Raw genomic sequence first — 21,414 nt, 5'->3', positions numbered from 1 at the left:
CGACATGGGCTCGGACGTCGGCTTCGACAGGGCCTTCGGCATGGGACTACTCCGTCTCCAGGTTGGTGACGCACGTGGCCAGTTCGGCGGCGCTCGGTGCCTTGAACGTGTCGACGACCCGTCCGTCGGCCATCACCGCCGCCAGGTCCGCGTGTGCCGCGGCGGCCGGGTCGTGGGTGACCATCACGACGGTCTGGCCGAGGTTGTCCACCAGGTCGCGCAGCAGTCCGAGCACCTCGCGGGCGGTCCGCAGATCCAGCGCGCCCGTCGGCTCGTCGGCGAACACGACGGCGGGCCTTGTGGCCAACGCCCGTGCTATCGCGGCCCGTTGCTGCTGCCCTCCGGACAGCTCGGCGGGCCGGTGCGCGAGCCGCCCGCTCATTCCGACCCGCTCGACAAGGCCGCGCACCCACTCCTGGTCGGGCCGTCGGCCGGCCAGCCGCAGCGGCAGCAGGATGTTGTCCTCGACGCTCAGCGAAGGCACCAGGTTGTAGGACTGGAAGACGAACCCGACGCTCTTCCTGCGGAGTTCGGTGCGGCGGGTCTCGTTCAGGCCGCCGATCTCCGTGCCGTCGATGAAGACCTGCCCGCCGGTCGGTGAGTCCAGCCCGGCGGCGCAGTGCATCAGGGTGCTCTTGCCGGAACCCGAAGGCCCCATCACGGCCAGGAAGGTGCCGGCTTCCACGGCGAGGGAGACGTCGTCGAGGGCGCGCACCCCGCCGGGGTAGGTCTTGCTGACGCCGGCCAGCTCGACGGCGGACGCGTGTCCGGCCCGGCTCGTCATGTTTCTCGCGACCGCCCTGTTCCTCATGACCGCCCCCGGCTCCGACGGTGGTGGGCGACGAGCGCGGCGGCACAGGCCAGGGTGAGGACACCGAAGCCGATCCCGACGTACACGCCGGGTCCGCCGATCGACGAGGTCAGCATGTTGGCGACGGCGCCGAGCAGCAGCAGCGTCCACAGCAGGGGTCGTACGATCCCGCCGTCGTCCCTGGCGGGAGGCTCGGGTCGGAAGGGCTCGGGGGTCATGATGTCGCGGTGTGCGTCGGTCATGGGTCGCTCCTTGTCCGTAGTGTTCGCGGGGTTCTCGGGCACACCACGAAGTTACGAACGATCACCGCCGCGAACGATCCGGCCAGCGGGCCGACCGAGGTACAGCAGGCTGTACTTGGCCCCTCGCGAGGGCGGTGGGGCGATGCCTCGCGGGGTGCCCTATCGTCACCGTCCAGGAGGTGCGGATGCCCGCGAGTGATGCCATCGACGTCATACCCGCCGACGACACCGGACCGGCCACCGGCCCGCGGCCCGCCCGCCCGTGGGACGCGTTCGCCCGTGCGCGGACCGCCCTGGACGCCTTCGAGCACCTCGTCGGCGGATTCGGCACCGCAGTCCTCGCGCTCGTCCTGCTGCTGTGGGTGGCGGTCACCGCGGTCGCGTGCCTCGTCGGGGTGGGCCTCCTCCTGGTGCCCAGCACGCTGCGCGCGGTGCGGGCGCTCGCCGACCGGGAACGCGCACGGCTGTCGCAGTGGGGCCCGGAGATCATCGGCCGTGAACCGGGCACGGGACCGGGCCGGCTGCGGGAGGCCGTCGCGGACCGCGCCACCCGGCGGGAACTGCGCTGGCTGGTCAGCCACGCCTTCGGCGGTCTGTTTCTCGGCATGGTCGGCCTCACGCTGCCGCTGACCGCGGCGACCAACGCCACGTTCCCGCTGTGGTGGCAGTTGCTGCCGGCGGACGAGGCGACGGACTCCCTCGGCCTGGTGACCGTGGACGGCTGGCCCAGTGCCTTCGCGGTCAGCCTGCTCGGCCTCGGCTGGTTCGCCGTCGCCGTGGGCTTCGAACCGGCCCTGGCCTGGCTTCAGGCCTGGCCGGGACGGCGGCTCCTCGCGCCCGACCCCGGCACCGATCTCGCCCTGCGCGTCGCCCAGTTGACCTCGACACGGGCCGCCGCCCTGGACGCGCACGCCACCGAACTGCGCCGTATCGAACGGTCGTTGCACGACGGCACCCAGAACCGCATGGTCGCCGTCACCGTCCTGCTCGGCGCGGCCCGCCGCGCGGTGGAACGCGATCCGTCCGGCGCCGACGCCATGCTCGAACAGGCGCAGGGCGCGGCCGAGCAGGCCCTCGCCGAACTGCGCGCGGTCGTACGGAGCATCCTGCCGCCGGTCCTGACCGACCGCAGCCTGACCGACGCGCTCTCCGGCCTCGCCGCCGGCTGTCCCGTCCCCTGCCGGATCGACGCCGACGTGCCCCAGCGGTTCGCCGCCTCCGTCGAGGCGACCGCCTACTTCGTCGTCGCCGAGGCGCTCACCAACATCACCAAGCACAGCGGGGCCCGGCAGGCCACCGTCATGGTCAGGCGCCGCGAGGACCGGCTGTTGCTGCGGATCACCGACGACGGACGGGGCGGCGCGGACGAGGCGGGCGGTTCCGGTCTGGTCGGCATCCGCCGCCGTACGGAAGCACACGACGGAACCTTCGCCCTGGCCAGCCCACCCGGCGGCCCCACCACCATGGAAGTGAGCCTGCCGTGCGGTCTGTGACCCCCGACCAGGAAGTGAGCCCGCCGTGCGGATCGTGATCGCCGAGGACGACCCGCTGCTGCGGGAAGGGCTCGCGCTGCTGCTGCGCGCGGAGTCCCTCGACGTCGTGGCCACCGCCGGGACGCCGGACGACTTCCTGGCCGCCGTCGTGGAGCACGAACCGGACGTCGCCATCGTCGACGTACGGATGCCGCCGACGCACACCGACGAGGGGATCGTCGCGGCGGTGAAGGCCAGGCGCGGGCAGCCGGGCCTCGCCGTGCTGGTGCTCTCCGCCTACGTCGAGCAGGCCTTCGCCACCGATCTGCTCGCCGAGGGCAGCGCCCGGCTCGGCTATCTGCTCAAGGAACGGGTCGGCCGCGTCCAGGAGTTCCTGGAGGCACTGCACCGGGTCGCGGACGGCGGCACCGCCATCGACCCCGAGGTCGTCGCCCAGCTCTTCGCCCGCACCCGCCCCGACACCCGGCTCAACCGCCTCAGTCCCCGCGAACACGACGTGCTCGCGCTGATGGCCGAAGGGCTGGGCAACACCGCCATCGCCGAACGCCTCGTCGTCACCGAGGGCGCCGTCCACAAACACATCCGCAGCATCTTCGCCAAGCTCAACCTGGCGCCCACCGACCGCACGGACCGCCGGGTGGCCGCCGTACTGCACTACCTGGACGACGCGCACCGCAGGTCCTGACCGGCAGCCGCCGCCGTGTTGCCGAAGCGGCAACGCGGCTGGCCACGAGCGCGCCGTTCTCCGGATGATCGAAGGGCGGGCCGGCCCGACGACGGGACGGCCCCGACGGCAGGCCGACCGGCCCGACAGCGGGTCGACCGAACGGCAGGCCGAGCCCGAGCTCCCCGGAGGACCCCCATGGCGCACCAAGCCCCTGTTCCCGCCCCGGCCGCGACCCACCGGCTGATCCCCTCACCCGCGGGCCGGATCCACCTGGTGGAGCAGGGCAGCGGTCCCCTGGTGCTGCTCGTGCACGGCTTCCCGGAGTCCTGGTACTCCTGGCGCCACCAGCTCCCGGCGCTGGCGGCGGCCGGTTACCGCGCGGTCGCCATCGACGTCAGGGGCTACGGCCGCTCATCGAGGCCCGCCGCACCGGAGGCGTACCGCATGCTCGAACTGGCCGAGGACAACGCGGCGGTGGTGCACGCCCTGGGCGAGCGGTCCGCGGTGATCGTCGGTCACGACTGGGGGTCGACCATCGCCGCCGACTCGGCCCTGCTCAGGCCGGACGTATTCCGCGCGGTCGGGCTGCTGAGCGTGCCGTACGCACCGCGTGGCGGACCCCGGCCCAGCGAGATCTTCGCCGGCATGGGCGGGGCGGGGAAGGACGAGTTCTACGTCTCCTACTTCCAGGAGCCCGGCCGCGCCGAGGCCGAGATCGAGCCCGACGTACGCGGCTGGCTCGCCGGCTTCTACGCCGCCCTGTCCGCCGACACCATGCCGGGACCCGGCGCGCCCGACCCGCATTTCGTCAGCCCCGGCGGCACACTGCGCGACCGGTTCCGTCCCGACGGACGGCTGCCCGGCTGGCTGACTGAGGACGAACTCGACTTCTACGCGGGGGAGTTCGAGCGGACCGGCCTGAGCGGAGCGCTGCACCGGTACCGGAACATGGACCGCGACTGGGAGGACCTCGCCGGCTTCGACGGCGCCCCGGTCACCCAGCCGTCGCTGTTCGTCGGCGGCGCCCTGGACGCCTCCACCACCTGGCTGGCCGACGCGATCGAGGCCTACCCGGCCACGCTGCCCGGCCTGTCCTCCTGCCACATCCTCGACGGCTGCGGCCACTGGCTCCAGCAGGAACGCCCCGCCGAGACCAACCGCCTCCTCGTCGACTGGCTGGCCTCCCTGCCGGCCTGAGCCACTACCAGCGGCCCGGCTCCGTCCCGACGATCGCCTCGGAGGGCCTGCCGTCCACGCCGACCGGGATGTCGCCGGTGAGCATGACCCGGTGCATGACGCGCGGGAAGTCGAGATGCCCCAGGTCGTTCGGGGCCAGGTGGATGGTGGCGCGGTTGTCCCAGAAGGCCACGCTGCCCGGCTCCCAGCGGAAACGGACGGTGTACTCCGGCCTGGTCGCCTGTTCGAGCAGCATCTCCAGGAGCAGGCGGCTCTCCGCGCGGGAGACGTCCTGGATCTGCTCCACGTAGTAGCCGTTGACGAACAGCACCCGCTCACCCGTCTCCGGGTGCACCCGCACCAGGGGATGGCTGGAGGCGACCTGCCGGTCCAGCAGATGACGTACGTACGCGTCGTCGCCCGGCCGCGGCTGGTACCCCACCCCGAGCCGGTGCTCGGCGCGCAGCCCGTCGACGAAGTTCCGCACCGGCTCCGACAGTCCGGCGTACGCCGCCGCCAGGCTGGACCACGTGGTGTCGCCGCCGTACGGGGGTACGGTCTCGGCGCGCAGGATCGTCGCGGCCGGCGGGTCGATCCTGGCGCCGTGGTCGCAGTGCCAGCCCCGCAGCAGGGTGTGCCGGCGCCGCTCCAGCCACTCGGCGTGGTCCATGCCGTACCGTCCGCCCAGCTCCAGCCGGTCGGCCGTCGTCTCCACCTGGGGGAACCCCTCCGGCGACGCGCTTCCGCGTTTCCTCAGCGTCACCGGCTCGCCGAACCGGCGCGCGAACGCGATGTGCGCCGCGTGGTCCAGCCGCTGGTCGCGGAAGAACACCACCTTCCAGCGCAGCACCGCCGCCCGGATCACCGCGACCACCGCGTCGTCCAGCGGCCCGGCCGCCAGATCGACCCCCGTGATCTCCGCGCCGATCCGTCCGGCGACGGGCTTCACCTCGACACCTTCGACACCCTCGGTGCCTCCGACGCCTTCGACACCGTCATCTGTTGTCGTCATCCGCATCCGCGCTCCGTCGGCCGTGAGTTCGCCCCCGTCGAAAGAATCATGGACCGCGGCCCGGCCCCGGGGACAGGGCGCGCGCCCTTCCGCGAGGGCGGCCGGCCCGGACAGGGCCCTGTCGGGATGCGCGTCGGGCCAGCACTCTGGATGCTCGTGGGAGGTCCTCCCCCGGACGTCACCCGCAGGCCTTTGCCCCCTCACCGAAGGAAGCCCATCCCATGACCACCATCGCCATCATCGGTGCGGGACCCGGACTCGGAGCCGCCGTCGCGCGGCGGTTCGGCCGGGAGGGCCACGAGGTCGCCCTCATCTCGCGCAGCCGCGAACGCGTCGACGCCCTCGCCGCGAGCCTGGCCGGCGCCGGCGTCACGGCGCGGGGCTTCACCGCCGACGTACGCGACCCGAAAACCCTCGAAGCGGCCCTGGACGCCGCGGCGGCCACCCTGGGCCCGATCGAGATCCTCCAGTACAGCCCCGTTCCGCACCGCGACTTCATGCGGCCGGTCCTGGAGACGGCGCCCGCCGATCTGGTGGGCCCGATCGAGTTCTCCGTGTACGGGCCCGCCGCGGCCGTCCGGCACGTGCTGCCCGCCATGCGGTCGCTGGGCCGCGGCACCGTCCTCCTCGTGAACGGCGGCACCGCCGCGGTCCCCCACCCCGACCGGGCCGGCACCTCGATCGCCTTCGCCGCCGAGAGCGCGTACGGCCACCTGCTGCACGACACCCTCGCCGGCGAGGGCATCCATGTGGCGCAGCTCGTCATCCCCGGCGCGATCATCGAGGGCCACGACAGGAAGGCGCCCGCGGCGCTCGCCGACGCCCTGTGGAACATCCACCGGGCGCGGCACGGCTTCCGGCACTACGCGGACGACCTCGACAGCTGAGCGGGCGCCGGGCCGGAACGGAAAGTAGCGTTCATCGGGCCAAGTGGCGGGGGGAGAGGCGCGCCGGTGCGCCCCTGTCGGGCAACAGAGAACGGAAGAACTGATGCGAGCAACCCTGATCTACGGCGCCGGTGACATCCGCGTCGAGAACGTGCCGGACCCGAAGATCCAGCACCCGGCCGACGCCGTCGTCCGCGTGCTGCGTTCCTGCATCTGCGGCAGCGACCTGTGGCCCTACGCCTCGCGGCCCGCCACTGAGCACGGCGACCGCATCGGCCACGAGTTCCTCGGCGTCGTCGAGGACACCGGCTCCGACGTGTCCGGCCTGAAGGCCAGCGACCTGGTCGTGGCGCCCTTCGTCTGGGCGGACAACACCTGCGACTTCTGCGCCGAGGGCCTGCAGACCTCCTGCCGCCACGGCGGCCAGTGGGGCGCGGACGGCGTCGACGGCGGCCAGGGCGAGGCCGTACGGGTCCCGCAGGCGCAGGGCACGCTGGTCAGGCTGCCCGTCGCGGAGGACTCCGTCCTGCTGCCCTCCCTGCTGACCCTGTCGGACGTGCTCTGCACCGGCCACCACTGCGCGGTCACGGCGGGCGTCGGCCCCCGTACGACGGTGACGGTGGTCGGCGACGGAGCGGTGGGCCTCTCCGCCGTACTCGCCGCCAGGCGGCTGGGCGCCGAGCGGATCATCCTGATGGGCCGGCACCGGGACCGTACCGACCTCGGGCGCGAATTCGGTGCCACCGACGTGGTGGCCGAGCGCGGCGAGGAAGGCGTCGAGCGGGTACGGGAACTGACCGGCGGCGACGGCACCCACACCGTGCTGGAGTGTGTCGGCACGCTGCCGGCGATGGAGATGTCGCTCGGCGTGGTCCGCGCCGGCGGCTCCGTCAGCCGGGTCGGCGCCCCGCAGTACGCCGAGGTGCCGATGGGCTTCCCGGACTTCATGCGGAACATCACCCTCACCGGCGGGGTGGCTCCCGCCCGCGCCTACATCGGGGAACTGCTGCCCGACATCCTGGAGGGCCGCATCCTGCCGGGCCGCGTCTTCGACAGCACGGTGAGCCTGGAGGGTGTCCCGGACGGCTACCGCGCGATGGCCGACCGCACCGCCCTGAAGGTCCTCGTCCAGCCCTGACCCGCACGCCCGGCCACCCGGACGCTCAGCTCGAACTGTCGGTCGTTTCCTTCGTGGAGTGGCGGTACTCGGCGTTGATGCGCTGTGCTTCCTCCAGCTGGTCCTCGAGGATGACGATGCGGCAGGCGGCCTCGACCGGGGTTCCCTTGTCGACGAGCTCGCGGGCGCGGGCGGCGATCCGCAACTGGTAGCGGGAGTACCGCCGGTGCCCGCCCTCCGAGCGGAGCGGAGTGATGAGACGGGCCTCACCGATGGCCCGGAGGAAGCCGGGGGTGGTGCCGAGCATCTCGGCGGCCCGGCCCATCGTGTACGCCGGGTAGTCGTCATCGTCCAGATGGCCACTGAGCGGAGTATCTGCTGTCATTTCACCTCGATGTGCAACGCGTCAAGGGGCCCTGGCGCCGTACGGCACCAGGGCCCCGCAGGAAATTCAACACCATCGGCAGGTGCTGCCGCTGCGTCGACTTTCCCGAACCTTCCCGATCTGCGAACTTCAGGTACCGCTACCCGCCGGTCCGTGTCCGCGGGTCCTGCTCGACTACAGCTCTGCGAGAAACCTTAGCCAGGGCACCGATCAATGTCTACTCTGTCAAGAGTAGATTTCGGAGGGCTGGAGAGGCAAGTATTCTACGGCCTGCGGGATTGGGGGCGAGGCGGGGCGGCCGGTAATAGAATCAGCTCCCATGTCGAACCCTGACGAGCTGCTCGTTGACATCTCCGCCATGGTGGAGTCCGGGCAAAGCAATCAGATGTCGCTCACCGTGGTCGTCGGCGGCGCTGTCATCACCGGCCGGCTGGCCCCCGAAACCGTGTGGAGGGAGCGCGTGTCGGAGGTCCTCAAGGACTCGGACCGCCTCGGCACGTTCTCCGGCGTCTTCACCGCGAAGCGAATGCCGGACGAGGCGCCGGACCAGGCTCCGGACGGGTCGCCGGACCGGACGCCGGACCGGCCCGACCCTGGTGAGGCGCCCACCCACCTGCACTTCCACCTCGCCCGGATCCTCCAGGGCAACGTCGGGATCCCCGAGACCGGCGGGATGTTCCGCGTCGCGATCAAGGACGTCAGCGCCTGGACCGTGGGGGACTTCAGCTACTCCGACCACTGAGAACCCGTCGAAACGCGACGAGGGCCCTGCCGACGTGTGTCGGCAGGGCCCTCAACGTTGTGTTACCAGGACCGCTGTGCTGCTCAGACTTCCAGCGGGGCCGGGCTGCCGAGCAGCGCCGACGCGTTCTCCAGCGGGGTGAGAGGAGGCGCCACGGGTGCGGCGGGCGCGGTCTCCTGACCGCTGCGGCAGGTGAAGCCGAGCCGGGCCATGGCCCGGGTGACCTCGCCGCCGGTGAAGTCGCGGCGGTCCTGCCGGGTGATGACCTCGCCCACCTGCTTGACGGGGTAGTGGGTGCGGCCGATGATCACGGACTCACCCGTGATCGGCTCGGGCTTGACACCCTTCATCGATTCCAGCACGCCGAACTTGGTGAGGTCGAACGGGAAACGAGCGATGACACAGCGCATGATGCCTCACAGGGGCTGAGGAGGGGGCGGGGAGGGGACGAGCTGCTGACCGGGGGCGGGTGGACGGATCCACCCGCCTTCGACGGAGCCTAGGCCGCGGGCTTGACGGCGGGCCGCCGCTGCCCGGTGCGGCCGCGCCGGCCCCGGGACGAGGAGGGCGACGAGCCGGAGCCGCCGCGACGCGGCCGCTCCACGACCGGCGCCCTGATGACGACCGGGACGCCCGAGGGGGTCTGGGAGCCGGTGATCCGGTTCAACTCGGCCTCACCCGAACGCACTTGGGTGGTCTGCGGGGTGATGCCGGCGGCTACCATCAGCCGGCTCATCTCGCGGCGCTGGTTGGGCGTCACCAGGGTGACGACGCTGCCGGACTCGCCGGCACGGGCCGTACGTCCGCCGCGGTGCAGGTAGTCCTTGGGGTCGGTGGGCGGGTCCACGTTGACGACGAGGTCCAGGTTGTCGACGTGGATCCCGCGTGCCGCGACGTTGGTCGCCACCAGCACCGTCACATGCCCGGTCTTGAACTGGTCCAGCGTCCGGGTGCGCTGCGGCTGGGACTTGCCGCCGTGCAGGGCGGCGGCGCGGACGCCGCTGCTCAGCAGGTGCTCGGTCAGCCGGTCCACCGCGTGCTTGGTGTCCAGGAACATGAGCACCCGGCCCTCGCGGGCCGCGATCTCGGTGGTCGTCCGGTTCTTGTCCGCGCCGTGCACGTGGAGCACGTGGTGCTCCATCGTGGTGACGGCCCCCGCGGACGGGTCGACGGAGTGCACCACCGGGTCGGTCAGGTAGCGCCGGACCAGCAGGTCGACGTTGCGGTCGAGGGTGGCCGAGAAGAGCATCCGCTGACCCTCGGGACGCACCTGGTCGAGCAGCGCGGTCACCTGGGGCATGAAGCCCATGTCGGCCATCTGGTCGGCCTCGTCGAGGACGGTGATGGCGACCTGGTTCAGCCGGCAGTCGCCACGGTCGATGAGGTCCTTGAGCCGGCCGGGGGTCGCGACCACGACCTCCGCGCCACCGCGCAGCGCACCGGCCTGCCTGCCGATCGACATCCCGCCCACCACGGTGGCCAGGCGCAGCCGCACGGCACGGGCGTACGGGGTGAGCGCGTCGGTGACCTGCTGGGCCAGTTCGCGGGTGGGGACGAGGACAAGGGCCAGCGGCTGCCTGGGCTCGGCGCGCTGACCGGCCGTACGGGCAAGCAGCGCGAGGCCGAAGGCGAGGGTCTTGCCCGAGCCGGTGCGGCCACGGCCGAGGACGTCACGGCCGGCGAGCGAGTTCGGCAGTGTCGCCCCCTGGATCGGGAACGGCACGCTCATGCCCTCCTGGCCGAGCGCGGTCAGCAGCGCCGCCGGCATGTCGAGGTCGGCGAACGCCTCGGCGGCCGGGAGGGGCGGAGTGATCGTCTTCGGCAGCGCGAACTCGCCCTGCGGCGCGGCCGGCCGACGGCCGTAACCCGCCCCGCGGCCGGCGCCACCGGAGCGGCCGGCGCCCCTGGCGAAACCGGAACCCCCGGAGCTGGAATTTCCGGAGCCATATCCGCCGGAGCTGGAGCCCCCGGTGCGCGTGCGCGAGAAACGATCGTTAGTACGGCTACGTGTGCGGTCGCGATTCATGCGAAACCTTCCTTGATATGGCACGTATCAAGGAATTCCCGCAGCGTATGAACAGCGCAGAGAATCGCAAGAACGAGCCGAAGAAAATGCCGGACCGAAATTGGTCGGCAGTAAAAACACACGGGATGCGGTGCCTGATCAAGGCGGCCCGACGATTCCGTGCTCTGGAACGCAGCTAGCTGGGGCCCGCACCCCAAGGTGCGGGCCCCAGCTGCGAAGTCTGCGTCAGCGTCAGGCGGGAACGATGTTCTCCGCCGTCGGGCCCTTCTGGCCCTGCGCGATGTCGAAGGTGACCTTCTGGCCTTCCTGGAGCTCGCGGAAGCCCTGGGCGGCGATGTTCGAGTAGTGGGCGAAGACGTCAGCTCCGCCGCCGTCCTGCTCGATGAAACCAAAACCCTTTTCCGCGTTGAACCACTTCACAGTACCGGCAGCCATGTTGAATCTCCTTCGGGGCGGTGCGTCGGACTGCACACTGTGCGCATTCCGTGTCGCCGTGATGATTACCCTCAGGATTTTCTGGGGACCACAACTGCAACTGAGATCAACAGTAGCACGCTGCGATCGGCGGGGTGTGGTGAGTAAATGTGTTCCGCCTGTCGGCCGAAAAACTCTCATCGCGCGTCGCGGTAAATTCTCATTTCGCGGCCATAGATATTGGCTGCCTCGGGATCCAGTGTTTCTGCCGGGAAGCCGGTCGGCGGAGTGTGGCGGTCCCGGGGCGCCGGCGCGCCGCGGGCGGGGTGCCGGGTGGACCAACTTTGCGATCCCTTTACACTGGACGGGACCTGGCCACGAGAACGACGACAGAGGAGCGACGGTTCCGCGATGGGTGAACCTCCCAGTACCAGCCGTGCCACATCCCGCCCGACCGGCATGTGCGGGGGATCGGGGGTGGCACGGTGACCGAGATCCTGTTGTTGCTGCTGGCCCTGCTGCTCACGCTCGCCTGCGCGGTGTTCGTGGCGGCCGAGTTCTCCCTCACCACCGTCGAGCGGGGTGATCTGGAGCGGGCCGCGGAGGCCGGGGAGCGGGGCGCCGACGGCGCGCTGAAGGCCGTACGCAAGCTGACCCTCCAGCTGTCCGGTGCCCAGCTCGGCATCACCGTCACCTCGCTGGTGATCGGCATGCTCGCCGAGCCGTCGTTCGCCGTGCTGCTGCGCGGTCCGCTGGAGGCGGTCGGCCTCGGTGGCGCGGCCTCGTCCGTCGCGACGCTGCTCGGGGTGGTCATCTCCACCGTCGTGCTGATGGTGGTGGGCGAACTGGTGCCGAAGAACTGGGCGATCTCCCGTCCGCTGGCGGTCGCGAAGGTGGTGGCGGGGCCGCAGCGGGGGTTCACGACCGCGTTCGGGCCGTTCATCCGCCACCTCAACAACACCGCGAACCGTTTCGTACGCCGGGTCGGCCTCGAACCCGCCGAGGAACTGGCCTCCGCCCGCAGCCCCGAGGAACTGGTCGCGCTCGCCCAGCACTCGGCCGCCGAGGGCGCGCTGGAGGCGGACTCCGCCGAACTCTTCGTACGCACCCTGCACCTGAGCGAGCTGACGGCCGAGAACGTGATGACCCCGCGGGTGGACGTCCGCGCGCTGGAGGCGCACGCCACGGCCGCCGACGCCGCGAACCTCACCCATGCCACCGGGCTGTCCCGCTTCCCGGTCTACGCCGGCAGTCTCGACGAGGTCGTCGGCACCGTCCACATCCGTGACGTCCTGGCCCTTGAGCCCGCCGCGCGGGCGGTGACGCCGGTCACCGAACTGGCCACCGCCGCGCTCCTCGTGCCCGACAGCCTGACCGCCGACCGGCTGCTGGTGCGGCTGCGCGAGAGCCGCACCATGGCCGTCGTCATCGACGAGTACGGCGGCATGGCCGGTGTGGCGACGGTGGAGGACATCGTCGAGGAGGTCGTGGGCGAGGTGCGGGACGAGCACGACCCCGTCGAGGTCCCCGACCTGCTGCCCGCGCCCGCCACGCAGGACGGCCGCGCGGTGTGGGAGGCGGACGGTGGCGTACGGATCGACGAGCTGACCGGCATGGGGCTGACCGCCCCCGACGGCCCGTACGAGACCGTCGCCGGACTCGTCGCCACGCGCCTGGCCCGTATCCCCGTCGAGGGCGACACCGTCGACCTCGACGGCTGGCGGCTGACCGTGCTGGACGTCGAGCACCACCGCGCCGACCGTGTCCGCATCACCGAACCGTCGGCGGCGCCGCACCTCGTCACGGAGGAAGCCCGATGACCGTCGTCCAGCTCGCCATCGGTGCCCTGACCCTGCTGACCAACGCGTTCTTCGTCGGGGCGGAGTTCGCCCTGATCTCGGTGCGCCGCAGCCAGATCGAACCCCGCGCCCAGGAGGGCGACAAGCGTGCCCGGATGACCCTGTGGGGGCTGCGGCACATCTCCGCGATGATGGCCACCGCCCAGCTCGGCATCACCGTCTCCTCGCTGGTGCTCGGCGCGGTCGCCGAGCCCGCCATCGCCCATCTGCTGGAGCCCGCCTTCGAGGCGGCGCACATCCCGCACGCGCTGGTGCACCCGATCGCCTTCGTCATCGCGCTGACCGTGGCGACGTATCTGCACATGCTGATCGGCGAGATGATCCCGAAGAACATCGCGCTCGCGGCGCCCGTGCCGACGGCGCTGTTCCTCGGGCCGCCCCTGGTGGCGCTCACCCGGGCCCTGAAGCCGGTGATCTTCGGGATCAACGCCTTCGCCAACGCGCTGCTCAAGCTGCTGCGGGTGGAGCCCAAGGACGAGGTGGAGTCGGCCTTCACCGACGACCAGCTCGCCCGCATGGTCGTCGACTCCAGCGCGGCCGGACTGCTCACGCCCGCGGACGGTGAGCGGCTGCGCGACGCGCTGGAACTGGGCACCCGCCCGGTCGGCGAGATCCTCGTCCCGGTGCCGCAGATGCGCACGGTGGACCACACGGTGACGCCGGCGCGGCTGGAGCGGGAGGCCGCCGGGGCGGGCTTCTCCCGCTTCCCGGTCACCGGCGAGGACGGCACCCTGCTCGGCTACCTGCACATCAAGGACACCCTGGGCGTCGCCGACCGCGACCGGCCCTTCCCGCCGGCCGCCCTGCACCCCGTCACCCGGGTCCGCATCGACACCCCGCTCGACGACACCCTCACCGCACTGCGGGCCACGGGCAGCCATCTGGCCGCGGTCACCGGCGAGAAGGGCGCGGTGCTCGGTTTCGTCACGATGGAGGACGTGCTCTCGGAACTGGTCGGCCCGGCCCCGGCCACGCGCACGTGACCGGAACCGGGCCGGTGAGAGGCCTTGCCCAGAGGGCTAGTTGGAGAAGTACATGTACTTCCAGGCCCCGTACGTCGTCGAGTTCACGGTGTCGCCCGACGTGTTGTTGACGTAGACCGAACGCATCCGGGCCCGGATGCCGGACTCGCCGGGCGCGCCGAGCCTGACCGCGGACTTGCCGTTCGTGCCGAGCGCGAAGTACTCCGAGCCGGACGAGTACCAGGAGCCCTGGTAGTAGACCTGGAGGTCGAAGCGCTGCATGCGGCCCGGGTAGTACGACATGCTCGTGGTCAGGACCGGGTCGGTGTTCTTGTGGAACCAGTAGTACGAAGTCGACCCGATCCTGGCCGTCTTGTAGTGCTTGGAGACGGCGGTGGAGATCTTGACCCGGGCGAACGCCGTCACCTTCACGGTCCGGGGCGCGTAGCGGGCGTCGCCCTTGAAGACCGCGGTGATCTCCGTGTCGCGGGTCATGTCCACCCAGGCGCCGATGTTCCCGCTGGAGTTGACCTTCCCGGTCTTCACCAGCTTGTTGGGCTTGTCGCCGCCGAAGGGGTTCGCCCAGATCTCCACCGAGCGGTTCTTGTACGTCGAGCCGAGGTGCGCGGTGAAGGCGACGTCGGTGCCGTGGTTGTAGACCTTGCCGTTCTTGTCGAGCGTCAGCGCCGGCTTCGCGCGGGAGACCGTGACCTTGTCGGACGCGGTGGCCGCGGTGTGCTCGGCGTCACCCGCGTAGCCGACCTTGTAGGTGACCGTGCCGCCGGCCGGCGGGGTGTCGGAGAAGCCGTAGGTGCCGTCCGCCTTCACCGTGGCGGCGGGCAGCGCCTTGCCGTTGGGGCTCTCCAGGTCGGTCCGGGTGACCGTCAGCCTGGCGCCCGCCTTCACGGGCACGGTCGCCGAGATCTTGCCGCTGACGGTGAGCTTCCTGGCCCGGGTGGCGGACGCGGGGGCGCTCACGGTGAGGGTGGGGACGCTCAGGGAGGGGTCGAGGAGAGACTTGACGGTGTAGCCGTTCGGCGACGACACGAGCGCGAAGATCCGGGAGGAGTCCGGGGCCCAGGCGATGGTGGACGTGTCGCCGGTGTACGTGCGGACCGCCTTGGTCGCGTTCGGCCGGTAGACCGACACCTGGTTGCCGTTCACCTGGGCGATCAGACCGTTCGGGGCGATGTCCGCCTCCCGCGCGGCCGGGTAGGCGCCCGCGGCGGTGAACGCCCCGTCCGCGTAGGAGTGCCGGGACGCGCCGTCGATGAGCACCTGCGGGGCGCCCGGTACGAGGTCGATGTCGTCGACGCTGCCCAGCGGGTAGTCGCCGGTCTGCCTGGCGGTCACCTGGGGGGTGGCGCCGGAGACGTCGACGACGGCCAGCACGTTCTTGGCCGAGTCGTAGAAGTCGCTCCCGGCGACGGCGAGCAGTCCGGGCGCGGACGGGTCGGTGTCGAGGAACGGCGTGATCCCGGCCCCCGCACCTCCCGGGAGCTGCCCGAGTGCCACCGCGTCGGTCCCGGCCGGGTCGGCCGACGGGTCGATGGAGCCCAGGTTGCCGTCGCCGTCCGCCTGGCCCTCGTAGGAGAACCAGGCCTTGCCGCCGGTGAACTCGACGTACAGCGGGCCGATGCTCGCGGCCACGGGATACCGGGCCACGATGTCGAGGGTGTCCGCGTCGACGGCCACGATCTCGTGACTGCCTCGCGCCGCCGCGTACAGGGTGGTGCCGTCGTCGGACAGGGCCAGGTCGAAGATGCCGTCGATGCCGCTCACCGAGTCGACACGGTTGCCGCTGTAGTTGACGGCGACGATCCTGCCGTTCGAATCGTCGCCGACGAAGACCCGCTGGCGGGTTCCGTCGACGACGACGCCTGCGGGCGAGCCGAAGGTCGCGGTGACCGCCGACGCCGGACCCGCCGCGACGACGCTCAGCGCCGCCGAACTGAAAAGAACCGCGAGCGCCGTCGCGGTCGAAATGCTGCGCCTGCGCACAGTGATGTACCCCCACAAGAAATCCCGGTGGATGGCCGGGAGTTGAGTGCGCCGCGCAACACCCGGACATGACCGCTGAAGTGCGGTGACGCGCGGGGCGCGGCTGCTGTCCGAAGCGTATGGCATGCCTGTGACAGATGAGGAGGGGGTTTCCGGTGAACCGCCCCTCGCGGTGGCCGAGTTCGGGTGGTGCGGGACCGGGCGCCGGCCGGGTGCGTATCCGCGATTCACCGCCCGCGTACCCGCGAACGCGTCGGCCGCGTATCCGCGAATTCATCGGCGCGGACGAAACCACCCGGGTGCCCCGGCCGTCTCACAGGCCAACACGTGGGCGTCGCGAGGCTGTTCGCCCACGAGCACCGCACAGCCGCTGGAGGCACCCGATGGCCATGGTCGGCCTGTTCTGGATCACCGAGGACGCCGTGTACGTGGGGGCCGAGCCCACCGGGACGGCGTCCGGGGTGCGGCTGACGGAGGACGGGGTCGAGACCCTCGGGCTCGGCAACGGCGCGTCCTGGAGCTGGGACCGGGTACGGCGGCTGGAGGCCCGCGACCTCGTCGTACGGTCCGCGGGCCGGCGCCTCGCCTCCATGGCCCTGGACTCGCTGGTCGTCCTGGTGACCGGCGACGGCGAACTCCCGCCCGCCTTCACCGTGCACGTGGCGACCCTCGACGAGACCGTCGAGGTGAGCGCTCTCCCGGCGGCCCCCGGCGGTATCTACCTGGAGAGCGAGCGCGAGCTCTCCCGCACACTCCTGGAGCGCCTCGCCGACGGCACCGCGGCCGTCGGCGACCTGCTCGCCTGGCGCCGCGACCAGGCCGACGACAGCACCCCGCGCCGCGAGGAGCGCGAGGCACTGCTGCGCAAGTGGGCAGGGGAGTAAGGGGAGTCGGGCTCCCCCGCGGCGAATCTCAGTGGTCGTTCTCCAGGTGCAGCTTGAGCAGGTCCACGCCGTAGTCGCCGCCGTTGGGGGTGCGGATGATGGTGTGGATGTGATCCTGCGAGGGCGTCCCGCCCATGCCGCCCATGCCGCCGGCCGGAGCGCCGCTGCTGGACGCGGTGCCGCTGGACTTGTTCCCGTACGCGATCGGGGACTGGGCGTCGTACTCGATGAGCACGACCGGGCTGTGCACGCGGTAGTAGAACGCGGAGGTGTCCTTGGTCGCGCCGATCCAGTAGAAGTACGTGTCGTCCAGGTGCTCCTCCACCTCCGACATCTTCACCTCGGCGTGCCCGTCGTTCATGTAACCGACGTAGACGCGAACCAGGTCGAGCAGCTTGTCCCGCTGCGCGTCGGTGAGTTCGGAGCCGGCCAGGCCCTGGTAGGCGAGTTTGGCGTTGTCCTTGCCCGCGCCGGCCTGCATGTCGTCGCCACTCTTCTCCACCGTCGAGGAGACCACCTTGGCCTGCTGCGCCGTGGTCAGGGAGCGCAGCATCGCCAGACCCGCCGTCGTCTCCGTCTTGAAGGTGACGATCTTCTCGCCGTTGTACGTGGCGGAGGTCGGCTCGGAGCCCATGAAGGTGGGTGTCATGACGACCTGGTCGCCGAGGACGAAGTAGTTGATGGCCACGTGGTGGCCCTCGTACTGGAAGCCCCACGGCTTGGTGGTGGACGGGGTGCCCATGAACGTGAAGAAGTAGGCACCCTCGGTCAGGGTGTCCTTGCCGCCGCCGTTGTAGTCGCCCAGGAACGCGTTCAGCTTCATGATGTTGCGGGTCTGGGTGAGCCCGTCGGCGGACAGCGCCTCGCCGAGGAGCGCGTACCCGAGATCGCGCTGCTTCTCGGTCAGGTCGCCCATCCGGGCGCCCTCGCGCTCGTACCCGTCGACGTTGCTCCACTTCAGCCACTCGTCGTCGTCCACGTCGAAGACGGAGGCCTTGCGCTCCTTCGTCGTCAGCCCGTCCAGGAAGGCCTGCGCGGCCTTGACGATCCTGTCGGTGGAGACGTCGGTGGAGTGGATCGAGTACAGGTCCTCGACGATCTTGCCGTCCGTGGTGACGCCGGTGAAGTCGGCGTACTTGACCTCACTGGCCCCGGGACCCATCCCGCCCCCGCCACCACCTCCGCCGGGACCGCCGGAGGGCATGCCGCTCGGCGGGCCCGAGGCCGCGGCGGACGAGGCGGAACTCGCCGAGCCCGAGGAGCCCGAGGAGCATCCGGTCATGACCGTCACCGCGGCGGCGCCGCCGACGAGCAGCGACTTGTTCATGAACCAGCGCCGGCTGCGCTCGGCTTCGGGAGAGCGGGGGGTGTGTCCGTGTCCGTACATGCGCCCAGGCTCCAGCAGGAACCTGAGGCCTCCCTGAAGAAGATCCGCGGCAGACGCGCTGACCTGTGCGTCCGCGGACCGGAGGAAGCCTCCCGACGTCGGCCCGCCGGGGGCGAAGCGCCCGGGACCGGCTCCTTTCGGGCGTCCAGGAGTACGGTGGGGACGCGAGGACCCTTCGTATGCCGGCGTTCAGGCCGGTGTCGGCCTCGCGGTTCCATGACACCTGGTGCTTCGCGCTCGGGGCAGGCTCTGCCCGGTGACCACCGAAGCCCTTGTTCCTCGACCGGCGTGGCTCCGTCGGCTCTTCGCCTGTGACGAAGGCCCGGCCACCCGGCCGCAGCACAGCGTCCTTCCGTCTACCGGAGCAGCCCGTGACCCCGGCCGCGCCACCCGCACCGAGGTCAGGGAGCTCCTCATGACGCTCAGTTCCACCACGTCCGCGGCCGAACCCCCACCGCAGGCCGTCCCGCCGGACACCGCCCAGCCGTCCCGGGAACAGCACGACGAGTACGACGGGACGGGCCCCTTTCCCGAGGACGCCCCGGCTCCGCCCCGCGGCAGCGGCGAGCGGCTGTACGTCAGCGTGACCGCGGCGATCGTCGCCCTGCCGTTCGTGGCGCTCGGCCTGGCCGGATGGTTGCTGTGGGGCAGCCTCATCCATCCCGTCGACATCCTGCTGGCCCTCGTCCTCTACACGGTCACCGGCCTCGGCGTCACGGTCGGCTTCCACCGCGGGCTCACCCACGGCGGTTACCGAGCCGTGCGCCCTGTCCGGATCGCCCTGGCGGTGGCCGGGTCGATGAGTTTCCAGGGCGATGTCATCGGCTGGGTCGCCACCCACCGACGCCACCACGCGTTCACCGACCGGCCGGGGGACCCGCACTCCCCGTACCGCTACGGCACCCATCTGCGCGGCCAGTTGCGCGGACTGCTGCACGCGCACATCGGCTGGCTGTTCCGCAACGATGCGACGCCCGCCGCCCGTTACGCCCCCGACCTGCTCGCCGACCGCGACATCCGCGCCGTCTCCCGCGCCTTCCCGGCCCTGTGCGTCCTCACGCTCGTGCTGCCGTTCGCTGCGGGCTGGGCCATCGGAGGGACCTGGAAGCACGGCGCGACCGCCCTGCTGTGGGCGGGAGTTGTGCGCATCGCCCTGCTCCAGCATGTGACCTGGAGCGTGAACTCCCTGTGCCACATGATCGGCGAGCGCCCGTTCCGCACCCGGCGCCACGACCGGGCCACCAACCTGTGGCCGCTGGCCCTGCTCTCCTTCGGTGAGAGCTGGCACAACCTCCACCACGCCGACCCCACCAGCGCCCGCCACGGCGTCGACCGCGGTCAGCTCGATCCGTCCGCCGCCGTCATCCGCCTTCTCGAACGTCTCGGCTGGGTGAGCGAGGTGCGCTGGCCGGCGCCGGAACGCGTCGCCGCCCGCCGGGTGTGAACACCCGGGTTCACCCTCGCCGTCCCTTCCCGTCCGTCGCCGTACGGAAGTCGACAGGAGCCCTCATGCTCACCGCACCGCAGTCCCCGCTCCCCGCGCAACCCCTTCTCCGGCTGCGGCTCGCGCCCCACGGCGGCCTGCCGCACCGCATCGACGGTGCGTGGTGGCCCCGCTCGTACGACCTGCTCGCGGAACTCCCCCGGCTGCTCGCCGGGTTGCCGCGCGGCTGGGGCCACATCGGCAGCGTCACGGTGAACGGGGCGACCTGGGCGTCGGTGCCCGCCCGGATGCTGGTCCTGGACCGGATGGTGCGCCTGCACAGCTCCACCGCCGTGTCCGCTCCGCACACGGTCTGTCTGCTCGCCCCCAGCCGGGGGCGATGGGACCTGCTGGTCGTACCGCCCGACACCCCGCCGGACACCGCCGAGCCGCTCATGACCGCCGCCGCGGGCCCGGCGGGACGCTGAGGGCCACGGCGGCCGGGTGGGGCGAGGGCCCGTCCCCGTCCTCCCAGAGGGCGGGCGGGAACCCTGAAGGGCAGGATCCGCGGCGGGGGATGGACGTCTGGCGGACGCGGGTTCCGAAGCCCGCCCTTCGTCTGTCCGGCCGGTACCGGCGGTCAGCGCAGCGGTCGCCGCCGGGCGCGCCGGGACAGCCGTACGGTGGCGAAGGCCACGTCGGCGACGAGCACCACGATGCCGATGATCAGCAGATAGCCCAGGCCGTCGGCTGCCGCGCCGATGATTCCCAGCACGACTGCCACGAGCGCGAGCAGCAGGAAGACCACCACGACTCGAACACCTCCCTTGGTCCGGACGGGGGACTCAGCGGCGCGCGAGCTGCCGTTCGCCGCTCGCGCCGGGCTGGTAGGTCAGGCCGTAGTACTCGAAGATCCCGGGTTCCTGCTCGGCGGGCAGGACGTCGTCCGTGCCGATCGAGGGAGCCTTCCGCACGTGGTTCCTGTCGTAGGAGACCTTGAGGTAGCCCGGCCCGAGGACTGCCTTGTAGACGGGGACGAAAACCAGGCGTCGGCGGGTCGGCAGCCCGGTCAGGACGGTGACCACGGCCGGTTCGTCGGTGGTGGTGTCCACATAGACCGCCTCGAGCACGCCGATCTTGTGGCCCTTCTCGTCGACGACGTCATGCGTGCGCCACTCCCGGATGTCGGCTGCCTGGATCATGCCGTTTCCTTCCCGCCGCGCCTGCGGCAACGACTCCGGCGCGGACACGCCGGAGTCGCCCTTCCGGGCGGCCGCACGTGAGAGTGCGCCGACCCACGGATCATTTTACTGCGGATGGCACTTCTCGGTACATTCGTGAATTTTTGGAAATTTGCTGGAATCGCCTGGACTGCTGGAACTGGAGTTGCTCGCACGGCTCGATCGCCGACTGCCTAAATGCGCAGCAGGCGTTGGGTGATCTCCCGGTACTGCCTCAGTGCGAGGCGGAGTTCCGTCGATCGTGCTTCGGGGTCTTGGCCCTGGTTCTGGCCCTGGTCCTGTTCCTGTTCCCGTTCTTGCTCCTGCCATGCCGCGTGCAGGGCGCTGCGCCGTTCCGCGAGGGCGCTCACGAGTTGGGCGGTGGCCTCGTCGAAGGCGGCCTCGGCCTCTCCCAGCGCCTGGGCCGGGTTGTCGGCGAAGGTGTTGAGGGCCTTCTGGAGGCGCAGGGCGAGCTGCTCGCGTTCGTCCGGCGGGAGCAGTGGCTCCGGGCCCGGGGTGCGGCGGTCGGCGCGGCCGGGGAGGTTGGTCGCGGGCTGCTGGGCGCGTGTCTGGTCGTACATGGTTGTGTGCCACTTCCCTGTGCTTCGTGCCGGCTGAGTGCCCACGAGGTGTGGTCGCGGCCGGGGTACGGGCGGCTGGTGGACAGCGGGCACGCCGACCCTACGCCCGAAGGGCGCAACTGGTT

General features: G+C 71.4%; 24 protein-coding genes. 12 read left to right on the top strand and 12 right to left on the bottom strand.

Going from position 1 to position 21,414, the window contains the following annotated elements; genetic code table 11:
* Positions 1–46: 46 nt before the first annotated feature.
* Together ACIBLC_RS13560 and ACIBLC_RS13555 are read right to left on the bottom strand one after the other, a co-directional pair.
* Entirely contained in the window at positions 47–811 is a 765-nt protein-coding gene (locus ACIBLC_RS13560; RefSeq protein ID WP_399211055.1) for an ABC transporter ATP-binding protein, read from the bottom strand.
* Entirely contained in the window at positions 808–1,053 is a 246-nt protein-coding gene (locus ACIBLC_RS13555) for a hypothetical protein (RefSeq protein WP_399211054.1), read from the bottom strand. The genes ACIBLC_RS13560 and ACIBLC_RS13555 overlap by 4 nt, the downstream gene beginning before the upstream one ends.
* Before the next feature lie 185 nt (positions 1,054–1,238).
* Between ACIBLC_RS13555 and ACIBLC_RS13550 the strand changes: the two genes are divergently transcribed.
* The 3 genes from ACIBLC_RS13550 (at position 1,239) to ACIBLC_RS13540 (ending at position 4,410) form a co-directional block, all read left to right on the top strand.
* Positions 1,239–2,546, top strand: coding sequence for a sensor histidine kinase (locus ACIBLC_RS13550; RefSeq protein ID WP_399211053.1), 1,308 nt, complete (start codon positions 1,239–1,241; stop codon positions 2,544–2,546).
* Between the two features lie 25 nt (positions 2,547–2,571).
* Positions 2,572–3,231: a response regulator gene (locus ACIBLC_RS13545; RefSeq protein WP_399211051.1), complete on the top strand. Its 660-nt coding sequence runs from the start codon at positions 2,572–2,574 to the stop codon at positions 3,229–3,231.
* A 177-nt stretch (positions 3,232–3,408) separates the two neighbouring features.
* Complete coding sequence (locus tag ACIBLC_RS13540) at positions 3,409–4,410, top strand: alpha/beta fold hydrolase (protein WP_399211050.1); 1,002 nt, start codon at positions 3,409–3,411, stop codon at positions 4,408–4,410.
* 4 nt (positions 4,411–4,414) lie between these two features.
* On the opposite strand, the gene ACIBLC_RS13535 is transcribed toward ACIBLC_RS13540, so the two are convergent.
* Positions 4,415–5,401 (bottom strand): TauD/TfdA dioxygenase family protein, encoded by a 987-nt coding sequence (locus tag ACIBLC_RS13535; protein ID WP_399211049.1) that lies wholly within the window; start codon positions 5,399–5,401, stop codon positions 4,415–4,417.
* A 221-nt stretch (positions 5,402–5,622) separates the two neighbouring features.
* Here ACIBLC_RS13535 and ACIBLC_RS13530 point away from each other — a divergent pair, with 221 nt between their 5' ends.
* Positions 5,623–6,288, top strand: a complete 666-nt coding sequence (locus ACIBLC_RS13530; protein WP_399211047.1) for an SDR family NAD(P)-dependent oxidoreductase — start codon at positions 5,623–5,625, stop codon at positions 6,286–6,288.
* 103 nt (positions 6,289–6,391) lie between these two features.
* On the top strand, positions 6,392–7,426 hold the full coding sequence (locus tag ACIBLC_RS13525; protein ID WP_399211045.1) for a zinc-binding dehydrogenase: 1,035 nt from the start codon (positions 6,392–6,394) through the stop codon (positions 7,424–7,426).
* 25 nt (positions 7,427–7,451) lie between these two features.
* Here ACIBLC_RS13525 and ACIBLC_RS13520 read toward each other — a convergent pair whose 3' ends face one another.
* A complete protein-coding gene (locus tag ACIBLC_RS13520; protein WP_399211044.1) occupies positions 7,452–7,790 on the bottom strand; it encodes a MerR family transcriptional regulator in 339 nt (112 codons plus the stop codon).
* Between the two features lie 319 nt (positions 7,791–8,109).
* Between ACIBLC_RS13520 and ACIBLC_RS13515 the strand changes: the two genes are divergently transcribed.
* Positions 8,110–8,532, top strand: a complete 423-nt coding sequence (locus tag ACIBLC_RS13515; protein ID WP_399211043.1) for a hypothetical protein — start codon at positions 8,110–8,112, stop codon at positions 8,530–8,532.
* An 83-nt stretch (positions 8,533–8,615) separates the two neighbouring features.
* On the opposite strand, the gene ACIBLC_RS13510 is transcribed toward ACIBLC_RS13515, so the two are convergent.
* Positions 8,616–8,942: an SCO5918 family protein gene (locus tag ACIBLC_RS13510; RefSeq protein ID WP_399211042.1), complete on the bottom strand. Its 327-nt coding sequence runs from the start codon at positions 8,940–8,942 to the stop codon at positions 8,616–8,618.
* An 89-nt stretch (positions 8,943–9,031) separates the two neighbouring features.
* Positions 9,032–10,558, bottom strand: coding sequence for a DEAD/DEAH box helicase (locus ACIBLC_RS13505; RefSeq protein WP_399211041.1), 1,527 nt, complete (start codon positions 10,556–10,558; stop codon positions 9,032–9,034).
* Positions 10,559–10,575: 17 nt separating this feature from the next.
* Here ACIBLC_RS13505 and ACIBLC_RS13500 point away from each other — a divergent pair, with 17 nt between their 5' ends.
* A complete protein-coding gene (locus tag ACIBLC_RS13500) occupies positions 10,576–10,737 on the top strand; it encodes a hypothetical protein (protein ID WP_399211040.1) in 162 nt (53 codons plus the stop codon).
* A gap of 52 nt (positions 10,738–10,789) precedes the next feature.
* On the opposite strand, the gene ACIBLC_RS13495 is transcribed toward ACIBLC_RS13500, so the two are convergent.
* Positions 10,790–10,993, bottom strand: a complete 204-nt coding sequence (locus ACIBLC_RS13495) for a cold-shock protein (protein ID WP_055611897.1) — start codon at positions 10,991–10,993, stop codon at positions 10,790–10,792.
* 464 nt (positions 10,994–11,457) lie between these two features.
* Here ACIBLC_RS13495 and ACIBLC_RS13490 point away from each other — a divergent pair, with 464 nt between their 5' ends.
* A complete protein-coding gene (locus tag ACIBLC_RS13490; RefSeq protein ID WP_399211039.1) occupies positions 11,458–12,792 on the top strand; it encodes a hemolysin family protein in 1,335 nt (444 codons plus the stop codon).
* Positions 12,789–13,814, top strand: a complete 1,026-nt coding sequence (locus ACIBLC_RS13485; protein ID WP_399211038.1) for a hemolysin family protein — start codon at positions 12,789–12,791, stop codon at positions 13,812–13,814. The genes ACIBLC_RS13490 and ACIBLC_RS13485 overlap by 4 nt, the downstream gene beginning before the upstream one ends.
* 36 nt (positions 13,815–13,850) lie before the next feature.
* On the opposite strand, the gene ACIBLC_RS13480 is transcribed toward ACIBLC_RS13485, so the two are convergent.
* Entirely contained in the window at positions 13,851–15,794 is a 1,944-nt protein-coding gene (locus ACIBLC_RS13480; protein WP_399211037.1) for a YncE family protein, read from the bottom strand.
* Between the two features lie 383 nt (positions 15,795–16,177).
* On the opposite strand from ACIBLC_RS13480, the gene ACIBLC_RS13475 reads away from it, so the two are divergent.
* Positions 16,178–16,678 carry a hypothetical protein gene (locus ACIBLC_RS13475; protein ID WP_399211036.1) on the top strand — a complete coding sequence of 167 codons (501 nt, stop codon included), beginning with the start codon at positions 16,178–16,180 and terminating at the stop codon, positions 16,676–16,678.
* Positions 16,679–16,706: 28 nt separating this feature from the next.
* On the opposite strand, the gene ACIBLC_RS13470 is transcribed toward ACIBLC_RS13475, so the two are convergent.
* On the bottom strand, positions 16,707–18,065 hold the full coding sequence (locus ACIBLC_RS13470; RefSeq protein WP_399211035.1) for a DUF3500 domain-containing protein: 1,359 nt from the start codon (positions 18,063–18,065) through the stop codon (positions 16,707–16,709).
* A gap of 415 nt (positions 18,066–18,480) precedes the next feature.
* On the opposite strand from ACIBLC_RS13470, the gene ACIBLC_RS13465 reads away from it, so the two are divergent.
* Both ACIBLC_RS13465 and ACIBLC_RS13460 read left to right on the top strand, forming a co-directional pair.
* Positions 18,481–19,509: an acyl-CoA desaturase gene (locus ACIBLC_RS13465; RefSeq protein WP_399211034.1), complete on the top strand. Its 1,029-nt coding sequence runs from the start codon at positions 18,481–18,483 to the stop codon at positions 19,507–19,509.
* Positions 19,510–19,574: 65 nt separating this feature from the next.
* Positions 19,575–19,976 carry a DUF5994 family protein gene (locus ACIBLC_RS13460; RefSeq protein WP_399211033.1) on the top strand — a complete coding sequence of 134 codons (402 nt, stop codon included), beginning with the start codon at positions 19,575–19,577 and terminating at the stop codon, positions 19,974–19,976.
* A 152-nt stretch (positions 19,977–20,128) separates the two neighbouring features.
* Here ACIBLC_RS13460 and ACIBLC_RS13455 read toward each other — a convergent pair whose 3' ends face one another.
* From ACIBLC_RS13455 to ACIBLC_RS13445, 3 genes are all read right to left on the bottom strand, one after another.
* A complete protein-coding gene (locus ACIBLC_RS13455) occupies positions 20,129–20,299 on the bottom strand; it encodes a hypothetical protein (RefSeq protein ID WP_399211032.1) in 171 nt (56 codons plus the stop codon).
* A gap of 34 nt (positions 20,300–20,333) precedes the next feature.
* A complete protein-coding gene (locus ACIBLC_RS13450; protein WP_399211031.1) occupies positions 20,334–20,690 on the bottom strand; it encodes a PRC-barrel domain-containing protein in 357 nt (118 codons plus the stop codon).
* Between the two features lie 212 nt (positions 20,691–20,902).
* Complete coding sequence (locus ACIBLC_RS13445) at positions 20,903–21,289, bottom strand: hypothetical protein (protein ID WP_399211030.1); 387 nt, start codon at positions 21,287–21,289, stop codon at positions 20,903–20,905.
* Between the last annotated feature and the right edge of the window lie 125 nt (positions 21,290–21,414).

Origin of the sequence: Streptomyces sp. NPDC050535 (assembly GCF_044457665.1) — a bacterium.
Classification (GTDB): Bacteria; Actinomycetota; Actinomycetes; order Streptomycetales; family Streptomycetaceae; genus Streptomyces.
Note: the sequence above shows the minus strand (reverse complement) of the source record. Positions and strands in the feature narration are given on the sequence as shown.